This is a genomic window from Faecalicatena faecalis, assembly GCF_012524165.2.
Lineage (GTDB): Bacteria > Bacillota > Clostridia > Lachnospirales > Lachnospiraceae > Faecalicatena_A > Faecalicatena_A faecalis.
In genome coordinates this window covers 26,427-45,681 of sequence record NZ_JABACJ020000006.1, presented here as the reverse complement: position 1 = coordinate 45,681, position 19,255 = coordinate 26,427, and the positions used below count along the sequence as shown (strand labels likewise).

At 44.7% G+C, this 19,255-nt stretch carries 17 protein-coding genes; 2 read left to right on the top strand and 15 right to left on the bottom strand.

The window, feature by feature from the left end; genetic code table 11:
* Positions 1–48 precede the first annotated feature (48 nt).
* Complete coding sequence (locus HGO97_RS08280) at positions 49–615, top strand: cob(I)yrinic acid a,c-diamide adenosyltransferase (protein ID WP_216240840.1); 567 nt, start codon at positions 49–51, stop codon at positions 613–615.
* Positions 616–761: 146 nt separating this feature from the next.
* On the opposite strand, the gene pcp is transcribed toward HGO97_RS08280, so the two are convergent.
* The 14 genes from pcp to HGO97_RS08210 form a co-directional block, all read right to left on the bottom strand.
* Positions 762–1,406, bottom strand: a complete 645-nt coding sequence (gene pcp, locus HGO97_RS08275; protein WP_216240839.1) for a pyroglutamyl-peptidase I — start codon at positions 1,404–1,406, stop codon at positions 762–764.
* A gap of 80 nt (positions 1,407–1,486) precedes the next feature.
* The gene (locus HGO97_RS08270) at positions 1,487–2,482 is read right to left on the bottom strand and encodes a M29 family metallopeptidase (protein ID WP_246597364.1); all 996 of its coding nucleotides are present in this window, start codon (positions 2,480–2,482) and stop codon (positions 1,487–1,489) included.
* 18 nt (positions 2,483–2,500) lie between these two features.
* The gene (locus tag HGO97_RS08265) at positions 2,501–3,451 is read right to left on the bottom strand and encodes a DUF979 domain-containing protein (RefSeq protein WP_216240838.1); all 951 of its coding nucleotides are present in this window, start codon (positions 3,449–3,451) and stop codon (positions 2,501–2,503) included.
* 14 nt (positions 3,452–3,465) lie between these two features.
* Complete coding sequence (locus tag HGO97_RS08260; RefSeq protein WP_216240837.1) at positions 3,466–4,164, bottom strand: DUF969 domain-containing protein; 699 nt, start codon at positions 4,162–4,164, stop codon at positions 3,466–3,468.
* Positions 4,165–4,390: 226 nt separating this feature from the next.
* Entirely contained in the window at positions 4,391–5,737 is a 1,347-nt protein-coding gene (locus HGO97_RS08255) for an SPFH domain-containing protein (protein ID WP_216240836.1), read from the bottom strand.
* A gap of 48 nt (positions 5,738–5,785) precedes the next feature.
* Complete coding sequence (locus tag HGO97_RS08250) at positions 5,786–6,787, bottom strand: TPM domain-containing protein (protein WP_216240835.1); 1,002 nt, start codon at positions 6,785–6,787, stop codon at positions 5,786–5,788.
* Between the two features lie 61 nt (positions 6,788–6,848).
* A complete protein-coding gene (locus HGO97_RS08245) occupies positions 6,849–7,949 on the bottom strand; it encodes a hypothetical protein (RefSeq protein ID WP_216240834.1) in 1,101 nt (366 codons plus the stop codon).
* A gap of 135 nt (positions 7,950–8,084) precedes the next feature.
* Positions 8,085–8,684 carry a VanZ family protein gene (locus tag HGO97_RS08240; protein WP_246597363.1) on the bottom strand — a complete coding sequence of 200 codons (600 nt, stop codon included), beginning with the start codon at positions 8,682–8,684 and terminating at the stop codon, positions 8,085–8,087.
* A gap of 340 nt (positions 8,685–9,024) precedes the next feature.
* Positions 9,025–9,972 carry an alpha/beta hydrolase gene (locus HGO97_RS08235; protein WP_216240833.1) on the bottom strand — a complete coding sequence of 316 codons (948 nt, stop codon included), beginning with the start codon at positions 9,970–9,972 and terminating at the stop codon, positions 9,025–9,027.
* A 173-nt stretch (positions 9,973–10,145) separates the two neighbouring features.
* Complete coding sequence (pgmB, locus tag HGO97_RS08230) at positions 10,146–10,820, bottom strand: beta-phosphoglucomutase (protein WP_246597362.1); 675 nt, start codon at positions 10,818–10,820, stop codon at positions 10,146–10,148.
* Complete coding sequence (locus tag HGO97_RS08225; protein ID WP_216240832.1) at positions 10,810–11,658, bottom strand: MBL fold metallo-hydrolase; 849 nt, start codon at positions 11,656–11,658, stop codon at positions 10,810–10,812. The genes pgmB and HGO97_RS08225 overlap by 11 nt, the downstream gene beginning before the upstream one ends.
* Positions 11,659–11,731: 73 nt before the next feature.
* Complete coding sequence (locus HGO97_RS08220; protein WP_216240831.1) at positions 11,732–12,583, bottom strand: MBL fold metallo-hydrolase; 852 nt, start codon at positions 12,581–12,583, stop codon at positions 11,732–11,734.
* A gap of 36 nt (positions 12,584–12,619) precedes the next feature.
* The gene (locus tag HGO97_RS08215; RefSeq protein ID WP_216240830.1) at positions 12,620–15,433 is read right to left on the bottom strand and encodes an alpha-L-rhamnosidase; all 2,814 of its coding nucleotides are present in this window, start codon (positions 15,431–15,433) and stop codon (positions 12,620–12,622) included.
* 64 nt (positions 15,434–15,497) lie between these two features.
* Complete coding sequence (locus tag HGO97_RS08210; RefSeq protein WP_216240829.1) at positions 15,498–17,186, bottom strand: glycoside hydrolase family 3 protein; 1,689 nt, start codon at positions 17,184–17,186, stop codon at positions 15,498–15,500.
* A 255-nt stretch (positions 17,187–17,441) separates the two neighbouring features.
* On the opposite strand from HGO97_RS08210, the gene HGO97_RS08205 reads away from it, so the two are divergent.
* Entirely contained in the window at positions 17,442–18,560 is a 1,119-nt protein-coding gene (locus tag HGO97_RS08205; RefSeq protein ID WP_216240828.1) for an AraC family transcriptional regulator, read from the top strand.
* 117 nt (positions 18,561–18,677) lie between these two features.
* On the opposite strand, the gene HGO97_RS08200 is transcribed toward HGO97_RS08205, so the two are convergent.
* Positions 18,678–19,220 carry a flavodoxin family protein gene (locus HGO97_RS08200; protein ID WP_216240827.1) on the bottom strand — a complete coding sequence of 181 codons (543 nt, stop codon included), beginning with the start codon at positions 19,218–19,220 and terminating at the stop codon, positions 18,678–18,680.
* Positions 19,221–19,255: the final 35 nt, after the last annotated feature.

The following is a 19,255-nucleotide window of genomic DNA, read 5'->3' as shown; positions in this document are numbered from 1 at the left end:
ACATATACGACTCGAATCTAAGCTACAACATGAAAAGGGGAGATGACTATGAAGATTTACACTAAAAATGGGGACTCAGGGAAGACCTCCCTCATGAATGGAATCAGTGTCTCCAAGTCCGATGACCGGATCGAACTACTCGGCACAATCGATGAATTGAGCAGTAATATCGGACTTGCAAAGGTAATTGCTGACCAGTCTTTGAGTGACCGTCTTTCCAAGATTCAAAAAGAACTGATGCAGATGATGGCAGGAATCGCTGACCCACGCAATCTGGACTATCGTTTTACGAAAGAAGAGATTCTGGCCCTGGAAGAAGAGATTGACCATCTGGAGGATTCTTTTCCTCGCGCTAAGGAATTTGTCCTGTATGGCGGCTGTGAACAGTCTGCAAGACTGGATGTGGCAAGAGCCGTGGCAAGAAGGGCGGAACGCCGTTTTCGTAAGGTCGCTCAGAATTATGGTGCAGACTCTAAGGCAATGCAGTATATGAACCGTTTGTCTGATTATCTTTATGTAGCGGCTCGGTATGCGGATTATAAGGCATCATCTGACCCGGATGAAGGGATGCGGCAGGAAGTTGTGAAGAATGTCATGAAGAGTATGGGAAGATAAAAACTGTGTTCATAAAAGAATAGTATAAAAAATAACTCCTTTTCAATAAGAATTAAAATATGTAATTCTTATTGGAAAGGAGTATTTCTATGTCAGCAGCGAAGAACTCTGCAGCACCATTCACATCACAAATGAAAGACGTAATCTCAATGAGTCTCCCCAGTGACAGCCTGTATATCTTCCTCATATTCCAACGCTGCCTCTACCGCATACCTAAGTGCATCTGCAATCATCTGGGCCGACATGCTCGGAGTTCCATCCGGCAGATCTGTTACCTGTTCGGGCAAATACGGCACGTGGATGAATCCGCCCCTCATACTTGGATATTTTTTATCTATCATGTAGAGCAATCTATACATAACATCGTTGCAGACGAAAGTTCCGGCTGTATATGATATTTTCGCAGGTATTCCATGAGATTTTATCTCGTGGACCATAGCCTTTACAGGAAGTTTTGCAAAATATGCATTCTCACCATCATCGTGAACCGGGCAATCCAATGGCTGTCTGCCCTCGTTATCAGGAATCCTTGCCTCAATCAGGTTGATAGCGACCTTTTCAATCGTAACGGCTGAGCGGCCTCCCGCCTGCCCAACACAGATCACGATGTCCGGCTTATTTTCAAGAATTCCCTTTTCAAGTATCTCCCCCTCTTTTTCAAAAACCGTTGGAATCTCCATTTTGATAATCTCAGCATCCTTTATCTGATCTGGCAGAAGCTTCACCGCCTCGTATGCTGGGTTAATATCTGCACCGCCAAATGGATCAAATCCTGTTATTAAAACTTTCATTCTCTTCTCCCCCTCTTTCTTTACATCCTACTGATCCGTATCAAATCTGCCGGAAACCTGATTGAACATGTAGTTTTCGTTCAGAAAAACTCCGGCTCTGGAATAATAATTTTTCCGCGTTCTATAATTTTCCGATTATCCACATAGATATCGGGACGTTTTGCCACGAGATCAAAATGCCCGTTTGCCTCGTGTACACCACCAAGAGCAATATTCCTTCCGACTCCTATATGAAAAGTGCCATATGCGGACTCATCCTCTATATAGGAATTACCACGGCATTTGGCATAGGAATTTAATCCAATTCCAAGTTCAGACGCCACATATATTCCGGAGTCATGAAAATCTGACATATATTCCTTTAACCGCTCCCCTTCCCGCGTCATCTCAATCTCGGTAATCCGCCCCTTCTCCAAATAAATGTGAAATGGATCTTCTACCCTTCCAATATACCCCAGAGACCCATCTGGAACAAGAATGCCTTCTGTTTTTGTCTCCTCGATGGGAACATACACTTCAATACTGGCAGAAGAAAACCCGTTTCCATCCTTGACCACTCCATTAAAAAACCCGGCCCTTCGATTCCTCTTATATAATTTCAAATCCGTTCCCAGCTTCGTGCGGACATGTATGACTGAGGAAGAATTCAGATATTTCATAATAATCCCAGCCATCATTTTACTCTTTTTTGTATCCATCATCATAAAACGGTATGACAGCATGGATTTCCCATTATTGGTCGACAATGGCAGAGACAAAAATTTACTTCCCCGCCGGATGGCTCTTTTCGTCGCCTTTGTTGTTACAAGAGAGTAGTCTGTGGCACCGATGACTGCCTGATATCCATCAAATACATCCTCATGATGGTCGAAAAAAATACCGACATGCTTACCTCTCTTCTCCACTACCATCAGATCTACCCGCTTCGAGCGCCTGTGGGCACAATGTCTGAGCACCTCCGCCTCCGGCATATGATTTTCGCTTGTTACAATTAAAAGCTTTTCCCATGGCTTGAGCCTTAGCCAGTCCCGAATCACAATCATGGCACCACGCTCTACTTTGCTATATTCCTTCATTTCTGCACCGCCCTGTTGTTATATGCTCACAAAAATCATATAAATAATCTGGAAAGACAAAATCAGGACGGCTGGAAGAAGCTGATTCTTAATGACGCCCATGCGGTCTTTCATATCAAGCATAGCGACCGGAACAATATTAAAATTCGCAGCCATCGGGGTACATAAGGTGCCGCAAAAACCGCAGGTGAGCGCCAGCATTCCGACCACCGCAGGGTCAGCCCCATATTGAAGTGCAAACGGAGCGCCGATTCCGACCGTCATCACAGTGATAGCCGCAAAGGCATTTCCCATGATCATGGTAAAAAGGGCCATCCCCACTGCAAAAATAATAATCCCCAGGATTACATTACCCTTCGGCACCACTCTGCCCACCAGGTTCGCAATCACACCTCCCACACCGGCCTCTGTAAAAACTGCTCCCAGACTGGCAAGCAGCATCGGCAGCATACTCAAAGGTCCTACCGTAGATAGAAGCCGCTCTGAATCTTTCAGAAAAACAATTGGTTTATTTTCCTTGGATAATATCATCAGAATGAGGATGGAAATGATGATTCCCGCTCCTACTCCGACCACGGCTCCAAGACTGGGCAGGAAAATAGCAAAAATAATCGCAGAAATTCCGATTGCAAGAGCCGGAGCAAAAATTTTCATGCCAATTTTTTCGGACATCCTCTTTATCGATTCTTCTGGAACATCTTCTATTCTCCCGATCTTTACCCTTTTAAAAATAGCCGGAATTGTCATTAGAACGATGAGACCGCCGTTCACTACAGGTGGAATAAACCTTCCGAATGCAAGGACTATCCCTAAAGAACACCAGAAAACTCCAGTTCCGATTTGAGAAGGATTCTCCTTATCCGTGGCATTTTTAATTCCTGTGTATAACGTAATTGCCCCCATCACAAGATAAATGATTTCCAGAAGCTTAGCCCCTAGTGTAATATCAGGACTGGTAAAATAAGACATAAGGCGCCTCCCTTTTATTTTGCTGCACGATTCTCTTTTTTATTTCCATAATACTTTTTATATAATTTTCTATCCTTCAAAAAATAATAGACAGTTCCCACTCCAAGAGCAAAGATTGCCACCGGTATCTCCACCTTCGCCAGGTGAATCAGTTCCACACTATAGCCTAGTGTCTCCAGTGTAGACTTCACCAACAGTGCACCGGAACCGCCAACAAACAGGACCTGCCAGAAAAACCAGGCAATATTTTCCATCCCCGATGCCATTCCTTTGAGCTGTTCCACATGTTCCTCATTCGGTTCATGTCCCCTTGCTTCGATTGCGCCGGAAGCCATCGGCATAACAATCGGCCGTACAAAGCCTGCTACGCCGCCAAAGCTGACATTAAATGCAGCAAACAATCCACGCATAATTCCATATGCGCCGATGACAGCTCCAGCAGAAGCATTTTTAATCCTTCCGATCAATTCTGCGGCGGCATGTTTGAGACCATTGCGTTCCAAAGTCCCTGTTACCAGCATGATCAGGATGAAAATAGCCATATTCCGATTGGAAATAAAACTCGTCCCCAGCGTTTCCAGAAGACCTACAACGCCTAGATCTCCGACCAGGGCCGTAACAATTGCGGCAATCAGGATAATTAGAATCGAATCCAGCTTGAGAGCAAAACCTATAATAACAATTAAAATTCCAGACAATTTTATCAGTTCCATTTCTCATCCTCCTTACATATGTAATAAAGTAAAATATGGAAACCTGATTTTTGCGGTACATGAAAAACTCTACATAATTATTTTCCATATTCAGATATCCGGCTTTGTATATTCTGCCTCATATACCCAAATTTTAGTCAAAAACTTTCATGATTATAAAAAATCCCAAACAAGAAGCCTTATGTAAACATGCTTCCCGTTTGGGATAAAAGTCACTTTCTTTTATTTATATAATATCGCCATCATCGAATGGATCTCCACATTCAGGACAGAACTTAGGAGGATTCGTCATGTCCTTTGGCTCCCAGCCACATTTATCACAACGATATTGTGGTACTCCCGCTGGTTTTTTTGCCCCGCACTCTGTACAGAACTTGCCTTTGTTCACGGTTCCACAGGAACAGCTCCATCCTTCTGCCGGTATCGGCCTTGGAGCTCCACACTCCGTACAGAATTTCCCGGTATTCCCCGTGGCTCCACAGCTGCAGTCCCAGCCAGATGCTATCGGCTGTCCTGCCATTGACGGCTGCCCTGCCGATTCCATATGCTGACTATTCTGTTGCTGCTGTCCCATCTGATAAAGATTCTGGGCGTTCATTCCTCCCATATTTCCTGCCATGCCCATTCCCATAAATGCCATTGATGCACCTGCGTTCTCGTTCTTTGCCGCCGACTGCATAGCTGCTCCCTGCGCACCTGACAAATACGCTGCTGCCATAGTCGGATTCCTGAATACGGCTGATCTCTGCAGTTCCTTGATATACTCTTCATCCTTTTCAGATGCACGAATACTGCTGATCGCAATAGATACAATCTCGATTCCTCTTGTACCATTCCACTTATCTGATAGAATTTCTTTCAATGCATCCGTCAATTCCATGGTATGCCCAGGCAGTGAACTATAACGGATTCCCATATCTGAAATTCGAGCGAATGCAGGCTGAAGCGCATTTAGCAGCTCACTTTTCAACTGACTGTCCAGTTCACTCGTGGAAAATTCAGTCTCCACATTTCCACAGACATTTTTATAGAACAGAATAGGATTGCTTAGACGATACGAATATTCCCCAAAACAACGGATTGCAATATCCATATCCAGCCCTATATTCTGGTCTATCACTCTAAACGGTACAGGGTGGGGAGTGCCATATTTGTTTCCCATCAGCTCCTTTGTGTTAAAGAAGTAAATCCTCTGATCTTTACCGGTATCTCCTCCAAATGTAAAACGTTTTTTAAATGTCTCGAAGGCCTCTGCTACCCCTTCCTCAAATCCACCCCTGAAAATCGTGGGTTCCGTAGAATTATCCCATACAAATTCTCCCGGTTCTGATGAAAACGCTACAATCTCCCCCTGATCAACAATAATCATGCACTGCCCTTCATTCACTGCAATGATTGCGCCGTTGCTGATGATATTTTCCTCCCCCCGCTTATTGGAACTTCTCCTGGACGTACGCTTTCTTCCCTTGGCAGCGATGACACCATCTTCCATAGATTCACAGTAAAAATATTCTCTCCATTGGTCTTCAAGCACCCCTGTTGCCGCTCCGACTCCTGCTTTCAATAATCCCATATCTGGTAACCTCCTAATTTAAAATAACATACATATAGGTTCTTATGTTTAAAACTTCCCACTGGCTCCTCCGTGTTTTTCTCCGTTTGAGCTGGTGTGGGTTGTCCCACCACCGCTTGATTTGGGCTCATGCTTCTCCAAACGTGTTTTTGTTATTTTGCTTGTCAAGAATTCATCATTTTTATAAATCTTGGCCCCAATATCTTTACTTTTATACACATCTGCATCATCCTGAGATTTTACCGCCTTCAGCTTTTTCTTCATTTTCCGCATAATAATCAATGTAATGATAAGACCACATATCAGTGCCGGAATAATATAATCTACCGGCGTCTTTTCATCCTCTTCGTCTTCTTTCTCCTGATCCTGCTCCTCCTGATTCTGTTCCACTTTATCGGTAGTACTACTGTCCTGAGGCTGATCCTTTTCCTCCGAAACTTCTATATCTGCACTTCCATTTGCTTCATCTGCTTCATTCGCTTCATTTGCTTCATTCGCTTCATTCGCTTCATTTGTTCCCTGTTCTGCTATTCCTGCATTATTATCTTTCGCCTGTTCTATTGATTTCATATGATTATCAGCTGTACGGTCAAGTGTATCCAGAAAACTATTAAACCCATTGCTATAATGGCCTTTAGAGAAATATTTTTCCGCTGCCTTCTGCCCCATTTTATTCAGTGCATAGTCAGAAAACATATCAATGGCTTTCCCATGTGTTGAGATTGCCCATTCCCGCTCCTGCATACTAAGCAAAAACAACACGCCATCTTTGGTATCTCCGATTCCGTATCCATTATTGTCGAACAATAAATCTGCCTCATTCTGAATATCCGCACCGTGTTTCCGGCTTTCTGTATACAGAACTACATCTATCTGAAATTTTTCAATCATACTATTGATCTTCTCTGTCAATTCTGCCTCTTCAGTATCCCTCAGGAGATTGGCATGATCAACTACTTTCGGCGGACTTGCTGCATCATCGGCTGAAACTGGCATTACATTTACCAGAAACAAACAAAGCAGTGCTGCCACAAATCGTATCTTCTTCATTCTCTGTCCCTCTTCCATCATATATAGTCACAACGTTTCTTGAAAACATCCTTTTCTAAAATCATAGTAAAAAAATCAACATTAGTATGTATATGATCAGACTGCTGCCAGCAAATATACCCAGAGTATATTTCCAGAACAGTTTCCAATCTACCGGTAATATTCCTGCCATCTTCCCGGTCTGTCCATTCATTGCAAAATGGTACATCTTGTCTTTATACTTTACATTTAATACCCATACGGGCAGTAATGCATATTTTACTGTTTTATTACTGTAGGAAGCAGTGAAGCCTCTTGAAGATACAGAACTATACTTGTAAGTTTCAACAGAATCATACAGAATACCTCCAAATGTTTTATCTATCCTCTTCTCCGCCCTGTCCCAACATTCGTCCTTAGCCTGATCATATTTCATTGCCTCATATCCCGACAAATAACCTTCCTGAAATGGCACAGCCTGATCTATCTCAAAAGGCTCAATGGATTCCATATAACTATCATCCATCTCAACCGAACCATCTACCGGTACATGTTCGAAATAGACCTCTCCATCTCTGGTAAGCAGGTAAAAATCCGTCTGCGTATACTCATAATCACCGTCGCTCCACGTCTTCTTCTTTTGGGCATCAAGCGTCATGGTTCCTTCTACCTTACAGCTATATAACCAGAACGGAACATAGATTCCCTTTATTTCCTTCAACCTTTGATCTGACTGAAACATCTTCGGTAAAAGCCGCTTTCCTTTACAAAATTTCTGATAAGCCTCTTTAGCGTCCTTGTCATCCAACTGGAAAGGTATGATCAGATCCGGGCGGAATTCTCCTGACACCTGTCCCGGCAGAATCAAAGGGCTGTCACAATAAGGACATTTTGTAGCCGCTGTAGTCTGGTCGGCATCCACCTCTCCACCACAGGCCGGACACGTATAGATGATCTTACCATCGACTTCTTTTACTTCCCATTCCTTTGGAGATTCCTGGGAACCTTCATCCCCTTCATATGTATCCTCCTGCTCGTCTGCTGATTCTACAACCTCTGCATACTTCTGGATTTCATCCATCTCAATCTCATTGCCGCAGGATGGGCACTGCAGCTTCTGGGTATCGCTGTTAAATACCAGATTTCCACCACAGGACGGGCATTTATAACCTTTTATGCTCATATTCTATACTCCTCTTTTCGTTTGTTTCGCTTTGTTAGAGAATATCTTGCGTTTATTATATCATAACCTATAAAAATTTCAAAAAAATTCCCCGTAAGAATCTAATTCTTACGAGGATTTCTTCATCCATCTTTTTTAATATTCATCCCAGCTTCCGCGCTTTCTATGCCGCCTCTGCATCTCCCGCTCATGTGCCCTCTGCTTCGCGCGCTTACGCTCCCATCTGCGTCTGCTTCGTTCCATCATCCTGGCCGGGGCAAGCACTGTCCAGCAGCAGATCCGTACCGTCATGATTCCAAAGAATACACCGATACTGTCGATCCCCACATCTTTAGCAGAAGGCCCTCTGCCATCCACAAAGGATTGATGGTACTCATCCCCGCAGGCAAATCCCACACAGATCAGTCCTGCCACCAGCATGAGCCAGATTCCCCGAAGTCCATATACATAAAACGGCAGGGATACCGTAACCGCCAGGATAAAATACTCCGTCATATGAGCAATCTTCCTCACGGGATATTCAATTTCATAGGCCTTCTCATCAATCTCCCAGTCCTCCATCCCTTTTTGGAGTACAATATTCCCAAATGTCACGATCTTATGACTGACCGTATAGCTTAAGTTACCTGAATCCGTTCCCGACTGCGCGGAAAAGGAAAAGATCACATACATCATAATAATCGCCGGCAAAAATGAAAGCGGCTTTAATAGGTACAAAATAGTTTTCTTGAACATTTAAAATCACATCCTTACATATCTTCACATCATAAATTACTGGTTGCTATCATCTACCAAAAGTATCTCACTATCATACCTTGATAGAAGAACAAAATCAAGCAGTTTGAAGAATGTGTGTTTGAAGAATGTGAAACCGGATATCCGGTCAACTGTTCACGATAATCCTTTTATTCGCCTTTAAATTTGATATATCAATCTCTGTTTCTATCCCTTGTGCCACGGTTGCCGACACATATATTTCTCCTGCCGTCTCTTTTACTGCTACTTGTATCTTTCCGTTGGCCGACAGATATTCTACCTGAAATTCATGTATTCCCTCCGGTAGATAAGGCCGGAATTAGCGCTCCATCATTTGCTCAAATGCCGTCTTTTGGGGCAGATCAAGGGCAAATCGTTTTTCCAGCCAGCACTCTGCCAGGCCGACCCATTTTGCCGCATCCTGATTGAGCATCGTCCTGGACATTGCGGATGCCTGGGTCGCAACACTTAAGCCATGATCCCCCTCCTCGAAAATATGAATCTCGAACGGCACCTTATGATCCGCCAGTGCATGTGCCATACGCAGGCTGTGCTGTACCGGGACCATCCTGTCTGCAGCCGTTGCCCAGAGGAACGTTGGCGGGGTATTTTCTGTGACGTTCAACGCCGGACTCACTTCTCTTAACTTTTCTTCGGAAGGATTGGCCTCCCCCAGGAATGCAGTATTAGATGCCGCGAAAAAGGCTGTATCCATCTCATTCTTCTTTACACCCTTCATGAAAATATAATCACTCAGAGTATATCCCAGGATTACAGCCGCCGGGCGGAGCATTTCGGCATCCACACCAAAGAATTCTGTAAGGAGCGGGCTATTCCAATATACAGAATACATCGCTGAATTGTGGGCTCCCGCTGAAAAACCACATACGGCAACACGTCCCATATCAACGGACCATGCCTTTGCATGTTCCCGGATGTACAGCATGGCTTTTCCGATATCGCGTACCGGAGCAGGATGTTTTGTCTTTTCTTTCGGCTCAATCTGTCTGGTCAGATCCGGGAACTGATTCTTCCCTTCGTCATATGTAGAATACCTAAGGACAAATGCATGATATCCCATGGATGCAAATTTCAGTGCAACAGGCTCAGCCTCCCGGTCTGAACAGTTAAAGTAGCCGCCTCCCGGGCAGATCAGGACTGCCGGGCGATTCCCCTGTGCATGGAGTTCTCCCTTCTCCGCAATTACATATGTAGTCAATGTCACGTCTTCTCGATCCGGATACAATTTAATCTCTTCTGTCAGCATATTTAGTTCCTCCTTCTTCCTACTGCCATCTACTCTAAAAATACTTTATCTATTAGTTTAACGTTCTATCGATTTTTGGCAATGTGTTTTCACGACAAACACAAAGGGTAAAAGCGACATTTTATAAGTGAAAGCGGATATTCTAAATCCACCTCGCTGCTTCCTTGATAAGATTAACCTTGTATCGCAAGTAATTCACGGAACGACTCGATCTGATAATCAGCCTTCGCATATCCTGCTGCATCTCCAATCCCGACTGCTGTCATCCCTGCCGCCTTAGCCGCATCGATTCCTGCATAGGCATCCTCCACGACTACACATTCCTTTGGTTTTACACCCAGGAATTCGCCTGCCTTTGTGAATACCTCCGGGTCTGGTTTGGAATGGGTAATGTTATTTCCATCTGAAATTGCATCGAAGGCATCCAGAAGCCCCACCTTCTCGAGAATAAACTTCGCATTCCTGCTGGAGGAACCGATTGCCAGCTTGTATCTCTGCTCATGAAGTTTTTTCAGGGTGTCTCTCACCTCATCAGTCACATCCGCGGGTGTCATTGTCGCCAGGAGTTTCCGGTATGTATTATTTTTCTCCTCCATCAGCTCCGCCTTTTTTTCGTCTGATAATGGTTCCCCGTCATATCTCTCCAGAATGATTTCCAGACTTTCCGCCCGGCTCACCCCTCTCAAGCGATTATTGATCACCTCATCAAAATAGATTCCCATTGCATCCGCCATCTTCTTCCATGCCTGGTAATGGAACTTGTCTGTAAATACGATGACTCCATCTAAATCAAAAATAAATGCCTTCACGATTTTCTCCTTCATTCCTGTATCATTTTTATTTTCCATACACCTTCATGACCTGCTCTTTTTCGATAAAAATGCTTGCGTTTTTATATCTGACCCTGCACAGCTTGTCTGCGCCCGGGTCCATCTCCACATAAGGATGGTTCAGCTTGTCCTCTATCACAGCCGTTCCTGTAAAAATGCTGTCCACAAGACCAATATATTCATCGATATAGCTCTTCGCGATCGGATAACCATTATGATTCGGGAGCAGATAATCAAAGCTGTCGGAAAGTTCTTTCAGCCGTAAAAAATTCTCTTTAAAATGATTCAATCTTATCTTTACATCATAAGGTGCATCCGGGTTCTTTGAGTTATCGAACAGCATGACCTGCGCGGCCTCTAATTCGTCCCCACAGAAAAGCATCCGATGCCCCCGGTCCAGATAGAACAGACTGCTGTTGCAGTGGGCTGGCTTGACATCCAGTACCTCTATGGTCCGGTTCCCAAGTTCCAACCGATCCCCTTCTTGGATGTAGATTTTTTCATAATCGGGATATGGCAGCTTTGCCAAATCAAAGGGCACAGCCCCCGGCGTTTCTACAGAAGGTGCATCCAGGCTGGCCCCACGGCTTAGGTATACCTGCTCAAATTCCCCATTTCCAGCGGAGTGGTCGGGATGATAATGGGTATTGGCTGCGATGACCGGCTTCTCTGTCAGCCGCTCTACATATTTCCTCAAGTTTCCCACTCCATATCCCGTATCTAAAAGGAGAGCCTTCTCCTCCCCTTCCAAAAGATACATGTTCTCGGTTCCATTCATAAAATTAATCACCCAGGTAGTGTCATCTATTTTCCATGACATATAGGTGCCAAAGATCTGTTCTAACGTTGGTTCCATCCTGTTCCCTCCTGCTCTTCCATTCTGCATACTTCTCTTCATGCGTTCTGCTGGTTTTTCTTCTGCTTCCCTCTTATTTTTCCGCACTGATTACCACTGCGGCAAACCCTGGCTGAAACATCTCCTTTAATGTCATCCCATCCACGGCACACACACGGGGACAATATTCTTCTCCGAAAAATGCATGGAACGGCTCACCTTTTTCATAATCAGCCTCTTTTGCTGCCCGGATGTATAACAGAAAATCCTCTCGTTCTATCACATCAGGATTGTGTCCGCCTATATACCCGGCTGCATTGAGAGCATACATTTTTTCTAAAGTCTGAATATATTCCTCACGGCTTGTCGTCTCTTCTGAAAACAGCCACACAAAATGTCCGGCTGCATCTCCAATAAAAAGAAGATTCTTTTCCCGGTAAAAAACGGAAATTCCTCCCTTTGTATGTCCAGGAGTTTCCAGAATCTCCATATGGATTCCACCCAGATCAAAGACGTCCCCCTCTTTCACTACTCTTAAGTCTCCACAGCCAAGAGCCGCATATGTTTCCATATGAAACTCCTCTGGAAGACCGTTGTATTCGTTTCCGGTCTCATAATCCAGGTTGTGCTTTGCACGTTCTGCATTATCCCTGCGTATGTTTTCAGAAGTATGCTCCCTGCACAGTTCCATATCCTTTTCATGGATATAGACCGGCTCTTCAAATTGAGCATTTCCGCCTGCATGGTCACAGTGACCATGGGTATTGATAATATACAGCGGCTTTTCTGTAATCGTACGGACCACTTCCCTAAAGTTCCCATAGCCATACCCTGTATCAATCAGCATTGCACTCTCACTTCCCACGATCACGTAAGAAAATACATTTTCAGGGCTTGAGATTCTATCATAACCGTCCATTTTCTCTATCTGGTAATATGTCTCCATTCTCTTCTCCTCTCGAAGGAAAATAATCTTCCTTTTCTACTGAATCACTTCGTTCACAGCTACCTCTAATTCTGTAATTTCTGTGATTGCCTTTTTAAGCTCATTCGGATCAAACGGAAGATATCCCATACTTAAAATCTGCTCCAATGTATTGGCCCCCATTTCCGGGTCACCTGATGCCGCTATGCCGGCAATCGCAGGTGCATATTTTCCAAGGACTTCCAGGGCCTTTTTATCTTGTGCGATTCTGTTCAGTGTTGTTCCCTTATGGTATGGTCTGCGCAGGTCGTGGTCCGGTCTATATGCGAAATCATAGGCTCCTGCAGAAAGAATCTGTTTTCCATCCGGGTAATCCGGCAGCTCTACCTCTGCCTCACATCCAAATGGAATCTCTACATGCACGTTCAAGGTTCCGTCTGACTCAATGCTCCAATTGCTGACATATAATCCATTCACGGAGTCATACAGACATTCCAGTTTCCCCAGTCTGATATCCGGGTGCGGTGCAATGACTGCACGCTTGAAGCCAGGCTTTAAAGGACGGATTCCTGCGGCATATGCATAGACAAATTCCATCACGGAACCGTAGGCATAATGGTTCAGGGAATTCATTCCCGTATCACTGATCGTCCCATCCGGCAGCACAGAATTCCAACGTTCCCAAATCGTCGTAGCACCAAGGTTGACACTGTACAGCCAGCTCGGGAAGCCTTCCTTTAACAGGAAATCATACGCCGTTTCGTACAGCCCGGCTTCTGCCAGAACCGTACATAACAGAGGTGCCCCCACGAAACCACATTTGATTTGATTACAGTCTTTCTTTAATCTCAAGCGAAATTGTTCAATCAGCTTTTCACGGTCTATATACAAGCCAAATTTAAGTGCAATCACATAAGCCGCCTGCGTATCTACTGCCAGACGTCCCGTCGGTGTAAAGAATTCTTCCTTGACTGCCTGTGAGATCTTTTCTTCTAATTCTTTGTAGTGAGCCGCATCCTCCTGTTTTTCCAGCCTCTCTGCCATCTGTCTTACGATCTGTGCGGAACGGTAATAGTAAACAGAAGCAATATAATCATCATCCGTGCTCCCCTTGAAGCTGGTCGGAGTCGGTCCGTCCAATGCGAGCCAGTCCCCGAAATGGAATCCGAAATTGAACAAATACTTCTTCTGCCCTCTCTGTGCATCTCTTTGGTCAATATAATCTACCCAATCCTTCATCAGAGGATAACAGTATTCCACTTCTTCCAGATTTCCATAGGTGGTATACAGTGTATGGGGCAGGAATGTTGCGATATCTCCCCAAACACTTCCAACATCCTCTTTATGACCGATATTCGGTAGATAATTGGGGACACCGCCGTCCAAATACTGTTGTTCATCCCTCAGGTCCTTCACGAATTTATGGAAAAATGCGCGGGTATCCATATGGTAGCTTGCAGTCGGTGCAAAGACCTGTGCGTCTCCTGTCCAGCCGAGCCGTTCACTCCTCTGCGGGCAGTCTGTCGGCATATCGATAAAGTTGGACTTCAGTCCCCAAACAGTATTTTTATATAATCTGTTGATCTTCTCATTTCCAGTGGTCACATAACCGGTCCTGCGCAGATCAGAGTATAAGACTTTTCCTATAAAATCTTCCTTCCGGCACTCTCCCGGCCATCCGCTCACGCGGACATAACGAAATCCAAAAAAGGTAAAATGTGCCCGCACCCTTTCCGGAGTTCCATTTGACACATAGACAAACTGGGACTTTGCTTCCCGGTAATTCTTATTATAAAAATTTCCTTCCTGGAGGATCTCCCCAAAATCAAGTACGATTTTTGTTCCCTTTGGAAAGTCCGCATGAAATTCCAGATATCCGGCAAAATTCTGTCCCATATCCAGAACGGTCTCCCCGGCCGGAGTCTGCACGATTTCCTGCACCAAAAGCTGTTCTTTTACAAGCACCGGAAGACTCATACGGTCCATCAGATGGGCCTTACACAGATTCTTTGTTCCTATGCTTTCCTCCAGGGCTTTCAGGACCTCCACCGGACGCTTTGGATTCTCTTTTCCATCCCAGAGGGTACGGTTTAAAATTTCTCCGAAATAAATCCCGGAATCCTCGATGTCAGAGCCGTAATATTCCCAACTTTCATCTGTACAGATGCACTCACTGGTCCCGTCCTCGTACTCCAGATGCAGCTCCGCGATGGCTGCCATCCGGTTACCATAATTCTCCTTTTGCATATCCAGCCCAAAGGTGCCCATGTACCAGCCTTTTCCAAGAAGGATTTCCAGGGTGTTCTCCTGATCCACTTTCAGAGCATCATCCAGAGGAAAGGTCATCACCTGGATGTTTTTCTCATAATTATTCATATAAGGAGCCAGATACTCTTCTCCTAATTTTTCCCCGTTCAAATATGCCTCAAATAATCCCACACCTGTGGCATATAATCTGGCACGGCGGATTTTTCTGGAAATTGAAAAGTTCCTAATCATCACTGGATGAAAGGTATCCTCCTTAGACGGGCTGATCCAGTCCGCTCTCCAGTCCTCGTTCCTCTTCCCCGTCTCAAATGTACAGACCTCGCTGACTGCCTGATCTCCTTTATCCCCGGTCACTGTAATTCGGTAAAAGTAGCTGGTTCTGGGCTGCAGTTTTAACTCCAGCTTCTCACCACTCTGATCTAAATCTGCCCCTTCCTTTTTGTAAAGAATTTCCTGAAAATCTTTCTGAGTACTTACTTCAATCACAACATTAGTCTGCTTTTTACTCTCTGTCTCCCGGACATTCCAGGAACAGATCAGTTGTTCAAAGAGGAACCCTCTCGGATTCTCAATGCCATTGATTCTGATATTTGTAATTCGCATATTGATTCCTTTCTCATATTAGCTGTATCGTCTGCTGTTGCTTTTCCGGGTTTCCATCAAGACATTAATACTTTAAGTCCTCTCTCCCGCAAAATGGGTCCACTGGAGATTTTCCCTTAAATTCGCTTCTCCCTAATATTTTCTCTACAACTGCCTGAATGACGTATTCTGAATTGCAGTAACCATTGATATAGGTCTGAACCATCGGCGCATCCAACAGGTGATATGGGTTCCCCACACTGACGAACAATACGGGAAGCTCATGGACCATCCATGGCATATTATTGCCAAGCCCGAACATGGTGTGCCAGTTCAAACGAGATACGGTCTTGTTCGATGCCGTCTCAATATTTCCGATATAAAGTACCAGGTCATAACGTTTCTTAAAGTCTGTTACGGTATCCTCCATCACCTCGAACCCTTCTGGTTCATATACCGTGACCTCGAATCCTTCCTTAGAAAGCTTTTCCACAAAGGAGGCGCATACCCTTTCATTGGATGGGAAATCCCCCATCATTTCCAGAAGGATTCTTTTGTGCTCCTTCGGCTGAATCGGAAGTAACTGCTGGGTATCCTTTACAAGAGTCACGCCCTGATCTGCACACTCTGCCGCCCATGTGTCATGAACCGGGCACCTCAGGATCTCCAGTGCTTCCGGTCCCGGTACAAGCGTACCAGCCTTCTGTTTTTCGACCAGTCCCATGGCAGCCTTTGTTGCCAGAATTCTCTTCACGGCTTCTTCCAAACGCTTCTCAGAGAGAATTCCTTTTTTATAACCTTCTTCCATAAAACAGAAGTCTTCTTCCATGTTCCTGTTGAATAGAATCACATCACACCCGTTTTCAATGCTGAGTGGAATCGCAGTCTCTCTATCACAGGCGGAACAAAAGCCTACCATCGGTGTCGCATCTGTCGTAATTAAACCGTTGAATCCTAATTTTTCTCTTAACAGGTTCATCAGCAGGTTTTTGGATAATGTTGCCGGAATCACTCTATCTGCCTTGTTCCTGTCAAAATATTCCTCATAAGCCGGCATTGCAATATGGGCCGCCATGATGGTCAGAGTTCCGGCCTTAATCATTTCCTCATAAATCTTTCCGTAGGAAGCATCCCACTCCTCACAGGAAAGGGAATTGACACTCGTTACAAGATGCTGATCCCTCTCATCCACTCCGTCTCCCGGAAAATGCTTTACAGAGGTCGCCACGCCTTCCTCTTTCGCCGCGCGAATATACGCCTTTCCCATTCGGATTACGGTATCAAGATCAGAACCAAAGGTACGTACATTTGTAATCGGATTGTGATAGTTCAAATCCAGATCCACGACCGGGGCGAAGGACCAGTTGACACCGACTGCGGCACCCTCACTGCAGCTCACCTTCCCGAGCTGATAGGCCTTTTCTTCATCCCCTGTGGCTGCCGCGAGCATCTCCCGCCCATAATAGGTTCCCTCGATTGCAGAACCATTCCCGCCGTATTCCAGGTTAGACGCTGTCAAAAGGGGGATTTTGGATGCTTTCTGCAATACCGCATGTGCCTGCCTTAATTCCTCTCCCGGTCCTTCCCTGTACAGCATCCCGCCGATATGCTTTGTCTCTGCCAGTTCCTTTAATTCCTGTTCCTCTTTTGTAAAAACGATAGGACAGAATAATTGTCCGATCCGTTCCTCGTGACTCATAGAATCATATGTATCTTCTACCCATTTCACTTGTTCTTCGGTTAAATAAAATGGCTTTTCATGATATTTGATCATGCTCTCTTCTCCTTTTGATGCGCTCTAAATATTCTTTTCCACTTCTTACTATTCATTCTAAAATACTTTCCCCGAAACCTCCATGTATTATTTTTTTCAGAATCCGACGTATTTTCATATGCACACTTCTGTTATCCTTCGGGGATATTACCACGGCATAAGATAAAATCTGTTCCTTGAACTGGGAATTAACTTTTGCTATACTGAAGGCATCCATAATATCCGACTTTATTTTGGAACAGGGAGGAAAACGGTATGCCATATTATATTACCTACGGGGAATTTCAAAAACAGATGAAAGAATATTATCTGCGTACAGGGAACCGCATGCAGTTTCCTGAGATGTCAGATTATTTATATCGAAAAGGACTTCTAAAGGACACGCCGCCGGAGGCACCTGCTTCGAAAGAAATGTTCGGAAATATGACCGATGAAGAATTTGACCGCATAGTAGATTCCCTGGTACTTACATTGACCCCTAACCAGGCGGTGAATTCGAAGGTAGCTGAGACCGATATCATCCCCAAGACGAGAGATGTGTTTATTATCAGACATCCCCGATATACACGGCCGTCTCCCCACACCCATAATTATTTTGAAATTGATTATGTCGTGCAGGGCAGTTGTACCTTTGTCTTCGAAAAGACGAGCCGGGTCATGAAGGAAGGAGAAATCTGCATCATTGCGCCGTCCTCCGAACATGATCTGGTCATTGACGACGACTCGACTGTATTCTGCATTATGTTGAGAAAGAGCACCTTTGACACCACCTTCTTTTCTCTGATGTCGAGGAAGGACCTGCTCTCCTACTTTTTCAGGACCATCCTGCAGGATGATTCCCACGCCAATTATCTGCTGTTTTTTGCGGAAAATAATACATGGTTAAAGACAATCGTCCGCAATGCCATGGGGGAAAGTTACAAGAATGACGCTTACAGCAATACCTGCTGCATCAGTTGGATCAACCTGCTGTTCTCAAATCTTCTTCGAAATTACAGCAAGACCCTGCAGTTCTATAACTACCAGATGGGATCTGATTTCTCCCTGGTGCTGCAGTATATCCAGCATAATTATCAGACACTCAGCCTCTCATCGCTGGCAGAGATGTTCCACTATAGTGAGCCACATCTGTGTACCCTGATCAAGCAGAATACGGGGCATAACTTTACAGAGCTGATCAAACGCTTGAGGATGGCCGACGCGGTGGATTACCTGACGAATACGAATCAAAAGATCAGTGAGATTGCAGAACGAATCGGATATAATTCGGCGGACCATTTCTCAAGAGTATTCCGGGGAACCTACCATATGTCGCCGCAGGAATACCGGAAGATGCATAGTGGAGAAAATGAGGCATTTCAGCCTTTTACTTAGACAAATGAGTAAAAATGAACCCCCAGCCGGGAAGATTACCACAGTTAACGTGTGGTGCGATTCCCGACTGGGGGTATTTTCATATTCCTACGATAAGATCAAGACCTTTTTTACCGTTTACACATTCTTTCCCATCTCATAAGCTTCTTTTAGTGCCTCGCTGCTCTCACGTACACTGCCAGGTGCATCTACACCTACACCTCGCACAACACCGCATAATTTCGCCCTCTCAAAACATGCGATCCATCCTTCTAAACCATGGACAGCTCCATCAACAGCCCCCTTCTCATTTTCTGCTGCTGTTCCAATGAGATAAACTTCACGGAATTTGTAATCCAGTGAAAAAAGTGCATTAGCGCGGTCGATCATGGTCTTCATCTGACCCGACATCTCATAATAATAAATCGGTGTTGCCCATACGATGACTTCTGCATTCAGCATTTTCTGTGTAACTGCATTTGCATCATCCTCAATCACACAGCGTCCAAGCTTCTGACAGGCAAGACAGCCTTTGCAAAAATTGATGGTCTTATCCGCTAAAGAAACAATCTCCACATGATTGCCCGCTTCACCTGCTCCTCTGGCAAACTCCTTCGCCAAAATTTCTGAATTGCTGTCCTTCCTTGGACTGGTTGATATGATAAGTACATTTTTATTCATGGAAATATCCTCCTGTTTCACTTTTGTTTTCTATC